At 70.4% G+C, this 10,889-nt stretch carries 10 protein-coding genes; all 10 read right to left on the bottom strand.

All coding sequences use genetic code 11. The features are described 5' to 3' along the window. Window positions 1-367 precede the first annotated feature (367 nt). Window positions 368-1,138 (bottom strand): fumarylacetoacetate hydrolase family protein, encoded by a 771-nt coding sequence (locus ACIP6W_RS15950; protein ID WP_066654901.1) that lies wholly within the window; start codon window positions 1,136-1,138, stop codon window positions 368-370. A 24-nt stretch (window positions 1,139-1,162) separates the two neighbouring features. Beyond that, a complete protein-coding gene (locus tag ACIP6W_RS15945) occupies window positions 1,163-2,287 on the bottom strand; it encodes a branched-chain amino acid aminotransferase (RefSeq protein WP_251155581.1) in 1,125 nt (374 codons plus the stop codon). Window positions 2,288-2,301: 14 nt separating this feature from the next. Next, entirely contained in the window at window positions 2,302-3,369 is a 1,068-nt protein-coding gene (locus ACIP6W_RS15940) for a 3-isopropylmalate dehydrogenase (protein WP_326495566.1), read from the bottom strand. An 11-nt stretch (window positions 3,370-3,380) separates the two neighbouring features. After that, window positions 3,381-4,970 carry a phosphoglycerate dehydrogenase gene (serA, locus tag ACIP6W_RS15935; protein WP_251155579.1) on the bottom strand — a complete coding sequence of 530 codons (1,590 nt, stop codon included), beginning with the start codon at window positions 4,968-4,970 and terminating at the stop codon, window positions 3,381-3,383. A 163-nt stretch (window positions 4,971-5,133) separates the two neighbouring features. Then, on the bottom strand, window positions 5,134-5,514 hold the full coding sequence (locus tag ACIP6W_RS15930; protein ID WP_066654913.1) for a hypothetical protein: 381 nt from the start codon (window positions 5,512-5,514) through the stop codon (window positions 5,134-5,136). Beyond that, window positions 5,511-5,951 carry a hypothetical protein gene (locus tag ACIP6W_RS15925; protein ID WP_066654915.1) on the bottom strand — a complete coding sequence of 147 codons (441 nt, stop codon included), beginning with the start codon at window positions 5,949-5,951 and terminating at the stop codon, window positions 5,511-5,513. The genes ACIP6W_RS15930 and ACIP6W_RS15925 overlap by 4 nt, the downstream gene beginning before the upstream one ends. 50 nt (window positions 5,952-6,001) lie before the next feature. Further along, window positions 6,002-7,192, bottom strand: a complete 1,191-nt coding sequence (locus tag ACIP6W_RS15920) for a mannitol-1-phosphate 5-dehydrogenase (RefSeq protein ID WP_066654917.1) — start codon at window positions 7,190-7,192, stop codon at window positions 6,002-6,004. Between the two features lie 240 nt (window positions 7,193-7,432). After that, window positions 7,433-8,458, bottom strand: coding sequence for a ketol-acid reductoisomerase (gene ilvC, locus ACIP6W_RS15915; RefSeq protein WP_066654919.1), 1,026 nt, complete (start codon window positions 8,456-8,458; stop codon window positions 7,433-7,435). Window positions 8,459-8,554: 96 nt separating this feature from the next. After that, complete coding sequence (ilvN, locus tag ACIP6W_RS15910) at window positions 8,555-9,055, bottom strand: acetolactate synthase small subunit (protein ID WP_066654921.1); 501 nt, start codon at window positions 9,053-9,055, stop codon at window positions 8,555-8,557. Next, on the bottom strand, window positions 9,052-10,872 hold the full coding sequence (locus ACIP6W_RS15905) for an acetolactate synthase large subunit (RefSeq protein ID WP_066654924.1): 1,821 nt from the start codon (window positions 10,870-10,872) through the stop codon (window positions 9,052-9,054). The genes ilvN and ACIP6W_RS15905 overlap by 4 nt, the downstream gene beginning before the upstream one ends. Window positions 10,873-10,889 lie beyond the last annotated feature (17 nt).

Genomic DNA, 10,889 nt, shown 5'->3' with positions numbered 1-10,889 from the left:
CCACAACCAAAGCTGCGATCGCACGGGGTCAAAATAATTGGCATTGACAATGTGCACGCTGTTGAGTTCTCAAGGACCAGACGCACCCCCCACTCAGCACCACCACAGTGGTACCTCATCAGAGGGGCTGGAAGTTCGTTGCCGGGGAAGAACCGTGGCGGACAAGATCCCCAGGTGAACCCGGTGACCGTCTCGGCCGTTCCGTTCTCCGCCTCAGCGGCAACGAGTGATTACTCTACGCACGGCCCGACCACACCACCAACACCACCCACATCCCGGGCGTGTCGCACGGTCGGCACCTCGTGGCCCCGGTACGGCGAACGGCCCGCTCCCCTGTGGGAACGGGCCGTTCGGGTGTCGCGAGCACTCAGTGGCGAGCGATGACCGGGTTCTTCAGCGAGCCGATCCCCTCGATGAGGACCTCCACCACCTCGCCGTCGCGGATGGCCCCGACCCCGGCCGGGGTACCGGTGAGGATGACGTCGCCGGGCAGGAGGGTCCAGATCGACGACACGAACTCGACCAGGGACGGGATGTCGTGCACCATCTCGCTGGTCGACGCCGCCTGGCGCAGCTCGCCGTCCACGCGGGTCTCGAGTCGGATGTCCGACGGGTCGATCTCGGTCTCGATGACCGGACCGAGCGGACAGAAGGTGTCGAAGCCCTTGGCTCGCGTCCACTGTCCGTCGCGGGCCTGCAGGTCGCGCGCAGTCACGTCGTTCGCGATCGTGTACCCGAGCACGACGCTCGCGAAGTCCTCGCGCCGGACGTTCTTGGCGAGCGAGCCGATCACGATGGCGAGCTCGCCCTCGTGGTCGACACGGCCGACCTCGGCCGGCAGACGGATGGGGTCGTCCGGACCGATGACCGCGGTGTTCGGCTTGAGGAAGACCACGGGGTCGTCCCCCGACCGCTCGTCCATCTCCGACGCGTGCTCGGCGTAGTTCAGGCCGACGCCGATCACCTTCGACCGAGGGATCACCGGTGCGAGGAGCTTGGCGTCGGCGAGCGGCACCCGCTCCCCCGTCGTCTCGAACCCCTGGTACATCGGGTCCCCCGCAAGGACGACCAGGTCACGCTCGTCGAGGATGCCGTACCGCGGGTCTTCACCCGTGCTGCTGAACCGTGCGATCTTCACTGTTCGACCCTACCGATCCGCGGCTCAGGCCGGGTCCGTCAGGCGCGTCATCCACCCGTGGGGGTCGGGACGACGGCCGTACTGGATGTCGGTCAGCTCCTGGCGGAGCGACATCGTCAACTCGCCGGCACCGACGGTCGGCGACCCGATCGTGAAGCCCTCGCCGCGGAGCTCCGCGATCGGCGTGACCACCGCGGCCGTCCCGCAGGCGAACGCCTCGGTGATCGAGCCGTCGGCCACCCCGTCCCGCCACTCGTCGAGCGTCACCCGACGACGCTCCACCCGGAGCCCGCGGTCCTCGGCGAGCTGCAGGATCGAGTCGCGGGTGATGCCCTCGAGGATCGACTCCGAGTCCGGCGTGACGAGCGTGCCGTCCGACCGCACGAGCACGACGTTCATGCCGCCGAGCTCCTCGAGGTACCGGCCCTCCTCGGAGTCGAGGAACATCACCTGCTGGCAGCCCTGCTCGTAGGCCTCCTGCTGCGGGAGCAGGGACGCGGCGTAGTTCCCGCCGGTCTTCGCAGCCCCGGTCCCGCCACGTGCGGCACGGGCGTACTTCGTCGACAGCCAGATGCTCACGGGCTTCGGTCCGGACGTGAAGTACGCCCCCGCCGGGCTGGCGATGCAGTGGTACGCGACCTCCTGCGCGGCACGGACGCCGAGGAAGGACTCGGTCGCGATCATGAACGGACGCAGGTACAGGCTGGTCTCCGGCGCCGACGGCACCCAGTCCACGTCGGCGCGGACGAGCTGCCGGACCGACTCGACGAAGACCTCGAGCGGCAGCTCCGGGAGCGCGAGCCGACGGGCCGAGCGCTGGAAGCGGCGCGCGTTGGCGTCCGGCCGGAAGGACCACACCGACCCGTCCGCGTGGCGGTAGGCCTTCATGCCCTCGAAGATCTCCTGCGCGTAGTGGAACACGCTGGCGCTGGGGTCGAGGGTCAGCGGTCCGTACGGGTGGATCGATGCGCTGTGCCAGCCGGCTTCGAGCGACCACGCGACGGTGGCCATGTGGTCGGTGAAGTACTTGCCGAAGCCCGGGTCGGCGAGGATCTCCTCGCGCTCGGCCGCGGCCCGACGCTCGGGCGACGGCGTGTTCGCGAACTCGAGGGCGAAGTCGCCGTCGGTCTCGGTGTCGGTGCTGCTCATCGGGGTGACTCCTGTCAGGCGGTGGTGGTGCGTGCTGCGACCGCGGCGGCGATGGCGTCGCCGACCTCGGCCGTGCTGCGCGGCGTGGTGCCCCGGCTCGCGAGGTCGGCCTCGACCGCCTGTGTCACGGCCGCCGCCAGGTCTGCACGACCGAGGTGGTCGAGCAGCAGGGCGACGGACAGGACGGCGGCGGTCGGGTCGGCGACCTGCTGGCCTGCGATGTCCGGCGCGGAACCGTGGACCGGCTCGAACATGCTGGGGAAGGTGCCGTCCGGGTTGATGTTCCCCGAGGCCGCCAGACCGATGCCGCCGCTGATCGCGCCGGCCAGGTCGGTGATGATGTCCCCGAACAGGTTGTCGGTGACGATGACGTCGAACCGCCCGGGCTCGCGGACCATGTGGATCGTCACCGCGTCGACGTGCTGGTAGTCGACGGTCACGTCCGGGTGCTCCTCGGCGACCGCCGCGACCGTCCGCTGCCAGAGGGAACCCGCGTGCACGAGCACGTTGCTCTTGTGCACGAGGGTCAGGTGCTTCCGCGGGCGGCGGGAGGCGAGGTCGAAGGCGTACCGGACGACGCGCTCGACACCGTGTGCCGTGTTGAGGGACACCTCGGTGGCGATCTCGTGCGGCGTGCCGACGCGGATCGCGCCGCCGTTGCCGACGTACGGGCCCTCGGTGCCCTCGCGCACGACGACGAAGTCGACCGCGCCCGGGTCGGCGAGCGGGCTCGCGACCGAGGAGTACACCGTCGTGGGGCGGAGGTTGACGTAGTGGTCGAACGCGAAGCGCAGCTTCAGCAGGAGTCCACGCTCGATGATCCCGCCCGCGAGTCGCGGGTCGCGCGGGTCACCGCCGACGGCGCCGAGCAGGATCGCGTCGTGCTCGGCGATCGCGGACATGTCGTCGTCGGTGAGGATGTCGCCCGTCTCGAGGTACCGGGCGGCACCGAGCGAGAAGGCGGTCTCCTGCACGTCGAGGTCGTCCGGCAGCACCGCGTGCAGGACCTTCAGCGCTTCGTCCACCACCTCGGGCCCGATGCCGTCGCCGCGGACGACCGCCAGCTTGACCGTCTGTGCCATGTCCCGGACCCCTACAGCGTGATGTCGATCTCGCGGAGCGAGGTCGCGTCGATGGTGGAGCGCACGTGCTCGAGGATCTCCGCGGGCACCGGCGAGTCGACCGTCAGGACGCTCAGCGCCTGCCCGCCGGCGGCCTCGCGTGAGATCTGCATCGCGGCGATGTTGATGCCGGCGTCGCCGAACTCCTTGCCGTAGACCGCGACGATGCCGGGGCGGTCGGTGTAGACCATCACGACGTGGTGCGCGTCGAGGGCGACCTCGACGTCGTGGCCGTTGATCTCCACGAGCTTCTCGACCTGCTTGGCACCGGTCAGCGTGCCGGACACGCTGATCGCGGGCCCGTCGGACTGGGCACCGCGGATGGTGAGGACGTTGCGGTACTCCGGGCTGTCGGCGTCGGTGATGAGCCGGACGCTCACGCCGCGCTGCTCCGCGATGAGCGGGGCGTTGACGTACGAGACCTGGTCGCTGACGACGTCGGTGAAGACGCCCTTGAGGGCTGCGAGCTTCAGCACGCTGACGTCGTACTGCGCGAGCTCGCCGTGCACCTCGACGTCGATGCTCGTCACCGGCGAGGTGGCCAGGCCGGTGAAGACCTGACCGAGCTTCTCCATGAGCGGGATCCCCGGGCGGACGTACGGGTCGATGACGCCGCCGGCGACGTTGACCGCGTCCGGCACGAGTTCGCCGCCGAGCGCGAGGCGCACGGACTTCGCGACGGAGACGCCGGCCTTCTCCTGGGCCTCGTCCGTCGAGGCGCCGAGGTGCGGCGTGACGACGACGTTCGGCAGCGCGAGCAGCGGCGAGTCCTTCGGCGGCTCGGACACGAAGACGTCGAGGCCGGCGCCGGCGATCTCCCCGGACGTGAGCGCCCGGTGCAGGGCGTCCTCGTCGATCAGGCCGCCGCGGGCGACGTTCACGACGAACGCGGTCGGCTTCATGAGCGCGAACTGCTCGTCCGAGATCATGCCCACCGTCTCCGGCGTCTTCGGCATGTGGATCGTGGTGAAGTCCGCACGACGGAGGAGGTCCTCGAGCGACACCAGCTCGACCCCGAGCTGCTGGGCCCTGGCCGTCGTGACGTAGGGGTCGTACGCGATGACCGAGACGCCGAACGCCTGCAGGCGCTGCGTGATGAGCGCGCCGATGCGGCCGAGGCCGATGATGCCGACGGTCTTCTCGTACAGCTCGACGCCCGTGTACGACGAACGCTTCCACGCGCCGGCGGCGAGCGACGCGTGGGCCGCGGGGATGTGGCGCGCGAGCGACAGGATGTGGCCGACCGTGAGCTCGGCGGCCGAGATGATGTTCGACGTCGGCGCGTTGACGACCATCACGCCGGCGGTGGTCGCCGCCTTGATGTCGACGTTGTCCAGGCCGACGCCCGCGCGGGCGACCACCTTGAGCTGCGGCGCCGCGGCGATGGCCTCGGCGTCGATCTTCGTGGCGGACCGCACCAGCACGGCGTGCGCGTCGGCGAGGGAGGACAGGAGCGCGGCACGGTCGGTACCGTCCACGTTCCGGATCTCGAAGTCGGGCCCGAGGGCGTCGACGGTGGCGGGCGAGAGTTCTTCGGCGATCAGGACGACCGGCTTCGGCACAGCTGCAGTTCCTCACACGAGACGGGCGGTATCCCACCATCGTATCGACGCGGGGACCCGGTTACGACCGCACCGTCGGTCCCCGACGGAACCACGCGCCGGTCCGGAGGCGCGGAGCCAGCGGGCACCGTGCCTCCCGTCCGTGGGACGGTCGCGACGTGCGTCAGAAGTCGAGCAGGCGCGGCACGAACAGCTGGAGGTCGAGCCAGAGCGCGCCCGCCGCCGCGAACGCGACGACGAAGACACCGACCGTCACCGACAGCCGAGCCCGGCGCGTCGTCCAGAGGGCGACCACGAACGCGACGGGCGCGATCGCGATGTCGAGGACGAGCCAGCCCCAGGGGGTGCTGCGCTGCAGCGACGAACCACCGGAGGTCGTCTCGAGGAACGTGTTGAACGCGCGAACCGACTGCGAGACGGTGACGAGGTTCCCGACACTCTGGACGGTCATGTAGGCGAACAGCGCGCCGAAGACCACCCAGACGACGATGCGGCCGACGAGCGGGGACGAGGTCCGGCGGGCTGCCGGTGTCGTGGCGGTCACCCGAAGCTCCTGGTCATGAGGAACGGCCAGGGGAAGAGCACGGCGGCTCCGAGCAGCATCCACAGCAGCCGCGTGCGGGTCCGACGACCACGACCGGCCCAGAGCACCACGGTGAACCACAGCGCGGGCGCGACGATCGACAGGAAGCGGAGGACCTCGACGAAGACGGTGAGCAGCGTGTCGACGTTCGCGACGTACGCGGTCGAGGCGGTGAGCAGCCACGCCACCGTGTAGAGCAGGTAGAGCCCGCCGAAGACCCCGAAGCCGACCAGGGCGCCGGAGGTCTCCGGGCGCTCCGGGTCGCGTCCGCCGTGGCCCTTCACCGTGACCGGGTTGTGGGCCGCGTCGACGTGGGTCGCGTCGTCCGCGTCGCCCCAGCTGAGGGCGTCGTCGTCGTGGTCGACCGAGCCGTCGGGCGGGGATGCTGCCGTGGTCATGGGGACGATTCTACGAGGGACCCGCGACGGCGGACACCACGAGGGACCGCTCAGACGTCGGCGGGCTGGGTCGCGAGGACCCCGGCGACGACGTCGCGCACCGCGGGGAACAGCGGGTGGCTCTCCACGAGCCCGGTCAGGATCTCGGTGAGTGCGTGCGCCGTCGCGCCGGAGCGGAGCAGGGCGTGCAGCTCGATCGACTCGGGGTCGTTCTCGTCGTCGAACGCCAGGGCGACCCGGACCGCTCCGAGCAGGTGCTCGACCGGGAGCCCGCGTTCGGCCAGCTGCGACGCCGGGCCGATGAAGCGCTCACGCCGTCCGAGCTTCCGCAGCGGGTTGCGCCCCACACGCGCCGTGGTGTCCGGCAGGAGCGGGTTCGCGATGCGGGTGAGGTTCGCAGCGACGTAGCGGGCGTGCTCGGCCGGGTCGAACCCGTGCTTGGCGACCAGCAGCGCGGTCGTCTCGGCGAGGACCCCGTCGACCTCGGCGCGGACCTCGCGGTCCTCGAGGGCCTCGCGGATGAGTCGGATCCCGCGGACGAAGCCGTGGTACGCCGCGGTCGCATGGGCGGTGTTCACCGTGTAGAGCTTCCGCTCGACGAACGGCTGCAGGTCGTCGACCCAGGTGACGCCGTCGATCTGCGGCGGCTCGGCGTCGGACGGAGCGAAGGGGGTGCGCTCGATGACCCACTCGTAGAACGGCTCGAGCACGACGTCGAGACCACCGGACTGTCCGAGCACCCCGGACTGGTCCGGGACGATGCGGTCGATCGCGCAGTTCGCGAAGACCGCCGCGACGTGACGGTCCTCGAGGATCGGGGCGCGTCGGATGCTGGCGTGCAGCGAGTCCGTCGCGTTGAAGGCGTTCTCGCAGGCCACGACCGTGACGTCGCCGCGCTCGGGCGCCCGTGCCGCGAGGCCCTCGGCGATGACGGGGGCGACGAGCGGCAGCGTGCGTGCACCGACGGCGGTCGTGACGACGTCGGCCTCGGCGATCGCCTGGACGACGCGCTCACGGTCGGTCTTGCTGCTGAGTGCACGGAAGCCGTACACGAGGTGTTCGACGGGCTGCTCGCCGACCTCGTGGACCACGAAGCGGCCGGCGTCGTTGAGCGCGGAGACCACGCGGTCGTCCACGTCGACGAAGGTGAGCTCGTAACCGCTCGCGACCAGGAACTGACCCACGAACCCGCGCCCGATCTTGCCGGCGCCGATGTGGACCGCTCGCTTCGTCACCGCCATCCGATGATCCTCCCACGTCGGAGGACCCGGTCGTGACCACTCCTCGCGACGCCGCGGAGCGGCATCGGCAGCACTGCAGGACGGGTCACGGAAGCGGAGCGCCCGGGTACGGGGACGCCACGGGGGCGCCAGGTGCTGGCGCTGGAGCTGGAGGGGTACAGGTGCATGTCGTTCGGGTCACGTCGCGAGGCGGCGGTGCGAACGCACCGCCGCCTCGGGAGTCGGGTGGTCGACCGCAGACTACCGCGCGGCCGAGCCGTCCACGTAGTCGGCGTCGTTCGACTTCCACGCGAACAGCGCGCGGAGCTCGCGGCCGGTGGCCTCGATCGGGTGGCCCTCGCCCTTCGCGCGGAGCTCCTTGAACTCCGGCGCGCCGGCGTCCTGGTCCTCGATGAAGCGCTTGGCGAAGGTGCCGTCCTGGATGTCGGAGAGCACGGCCTTCATGTTCTCCTTGACCTCGGGCGAGATCACGCGGGGGCCGGAGACGTAGTCACCGAACTCGGCGGTGTCGGAGATCGACCAGCGCTGCTTGGTGAGGCCGCCCTCCCAGATGAGGTCGACGATGAGCTTGAGCTCGTGCAGGACCTCGAAGTAGGCGATCTGCGGCTGGTAGCCCGCCTCGACCAGGGTCTCGAAGCCGTACTGGATGAGCTGCGACGTGCCACCGCAGAGGACGGCCTGCTCACCGAACAGGTCGGTCTCGGTCTCCTCGGTGAAGGTCGTCTTGATGCCGCCGGATCGCAGGCCGCCGATGGCCTTGGCGTACGACCAGGCGAGGTCCCAGGCGCTGCCGGAGGCATCGACCTCGACGGCGACGATCACGGGCACGCCGCGGCCGGCCTCGTACTCGCGACGGACGGTGTGCCCCGGGCCCTTCGGCGCGACGAGCGCGACGTCGACGCCCTCGGGGGCCTCGATGTAGCCGTAGCGGATGTTGAAGCCGTGGCCGAAGACGAGCGTCGCGCCGTCCTTCAGGTTCGGCTCGATGTCCTCGGCGTAGACGATGCGCTGCACCTGGTCCGGCGCGAGGATCACGACGACGTCGGCGTTCTTCGTCGCCTCGGCCGGGGTGAGGACCTCGAAGCCCGCCTCGGTCGCCTTGTCGCGGCTCTTCGAGCCCTCCTGGAGGCCGATGACGACCTCGACGCCGGAGTCACGGAGGTTGAGCGCGTGGGCGTGGCCCTGCGAGCCGTAGCCGATGACGGCGACCTTCTTGCCCTGGATGAGCGTCAGGTCGGCGTCGGCGTCGTACACGATGTCAGTCACGAGGGTGTGTCTCCTTGGTTCTGGTGGCTTGTGGTGTGCGGACGGGAGGCGCGTGGCGGGACCGCCCCGCGCCTCCCGCCCGGAAGCGGGGTGTGCTCAGCGCACGCGGTCGGTGATGCTCTTCGGCCCACGGCCCATGCCGAGCAGACCGGCGCGGGCGAGTTCCTTGACGCCGTAGGGCTCGAGGACGCGGAGGATCGCCTGGATCTTGCCCGGGTCGCCGGTCACCTCGACGATGAGCGAGTCGGTCGCCACGTCGACGACCTGCGCGCGGAAGAGGTTCACGGCCTCGAGCACGGCCGAGCGGGTCTGGTTGTCGACGCGGACCTTCACGAGCATGTGCTCGCGCTGCACCGACTGCGAGAAGTCGAGCTCGACGATCTTGATGACGTTGACGAGCTTGTTGAGCTGCTTCGTCACCTGCTCCAGCGGCAGGTCCTCGACGTCGACGACGACCGTGATCCGGGACAGGCCCTCGACCTCGGTGCCGCCCACGGCGAGCGACTCGATGTTGAAGCCGCGCCGGGCGAACAGCCCCGCGACGCGCGTCAGCAGACCCGGCTTGTCCTCGACGAGGAGGGAGAGGACGTGGCTCATGCGGTTTCTCCCGTCATGTCGGCGTCCTCGTCGTCCCAGGTCGGGGCGAGGGCCTGGGCGTACTCGATGGACGAGTTGCTGACCCCCTGCGGGACCATGGGCCAGACCATCGAGTCGCGGCTGACCACGAAGTCGATCACCACGGGGCGGTCGTTCGTCTCGAGGGCGAGCTGGATGGCGGCGTCGACCTCGTCCGCCTTCTCGACGCGGATGCCGAGGGCACCGTAGGCGTCGGCGAGCTTCACGAAGTCCGGGACGCGGCGCGTGCCGTGACCGGTCTGCAGGTCGGTGAAGGAGTGTCGGCCGTCGTAGAACAGCGTCTGCCACTGCCGCACCATGCCGAGCGAGGAGTTGTTGATGACCGCGACCTTGATCGGGATGTCGTTGATGACGCAGGTCGCGAGCTCCTGGTTCGTCATCTGGAAGCAACCGTCGCCGTCGATCGCCCAGACCACGCGGTCCGGTTGAGCGACCTTCGCGCCCATCGCCGCGGGGACCGAGTAGCCCATGGTGCCGGCGCCACCCGAGTTCAGCCAGGCGTTCGGCCGCTCGTACCGGATGAACTGCGCGGACCACATCTGGTGCTGACCGACCCCGGAGGCGAACACGCCCTCGGGACCGGTGAGCTCACCGATGCGCTTGATGATCGCCTGCGGCGCGAGCAGTCCGTCGGTCGGCTCCGCGTACCCGAGCGGGAAGTCCTGCCGGAGCTGGTCGAGCTTCGCCCACCAGGCGCTCGTGTCCGCCCGGTCGGCGGAGACGTCCTCCCAGGCGTCGAGGAGGTCGACGAGGACCTCGCGGGCGTCGCCGACGATCGGCACGTCGGCGAAGCGGATCTTCGAGATCTCCGCGGGGTCGATGTCGACGTGCACGACCTTGGCGTGCGGCGCGAACTCGTCCGCCTTGCCCGTCACCCGGTCGTCGAAGCGCGCACCGAGGGCGACGATGAGGTCGCTCTCCTGCAGGCCGAGCACCGCGGGCACCGTGCCGTGCATGCCCGGCATGCCGAGGTGCTGCTGGTGCGAGTCCGGGAAGGCGCCACGGGCCATGAGGGTCGTGACGACCGGCGCACCGGTGGCCTCGGCGAAGCGCAGGAGCTCGGCCGACGCACCGGAGCGGACGACGCCGCCGCCGACGTACAGCACCGGACGCTCGGCCTCGGCCAGCAGCTGGGCCGCGGCCGTGATCTGCTTGCCGTGCGCCTTCGTGACCGGACGGTAGCCGGGCAGGTCGATCTTCGGCGGCCAGACGTACGGCGCCGACTTCTGCTGGGCGTCCTTCGTGATGTCGACGAGCACCGGGCCCGGACGACCCGTCGTGGCGATCTGGTGGGCCGCGGCGAGCGTCGCCGGCACGTCGGCCGGGTCGGTCACGAGGAACGAGTGCTTCGTGATCGGCATCGTGATGCCGACGATGTCGGCCTCCTGGAAGGCGTCGGTGCCCATCAGGGTCGAGAACACCTGCCCGGTGATCGCGATGAACGGCACCGAGTCCATGTAGGCGTCGGCGATCGCCGTGACGAGGTTCGTCGCACCGGGGCCGGACGTCGCGATGGCGACACCGACCTTGCCGGACGAGGAGGCGTACCCCTCGGCGGCGTGGCCGGCACCCTGCTCGTGGCGCACGAGGACGTGGCGGATGGTCGTCGACGCCATGAGCTCGTCGTAGAACGGGATGATCGCGCCGCCGGGCAGGCCGAAGACGTCGGTGATCCCGAGGTGCTCGAGCGTCCGCAGGACGGCTCCCGAGCCGGTCAGGATCTCGGGCGACCGCCGCGTACCGGCGGCCGCGGACAGCGGAGTGGCTTCCGTGGGCATGAGGTGGTCCTTGCCTG

The sequence above is a fragment of the Curtobacterium sp. NPDC088465 genome (genome assembly GCF_044753165.1).
GTDB lineage: Bacteria > Actinomycetota > Actinomycetes > Actinomycetales > Microbacteriaceae > Curtobacterium.
This window is presented reverse-complemented; position numbering and strand designations above follow the sequence as displayed.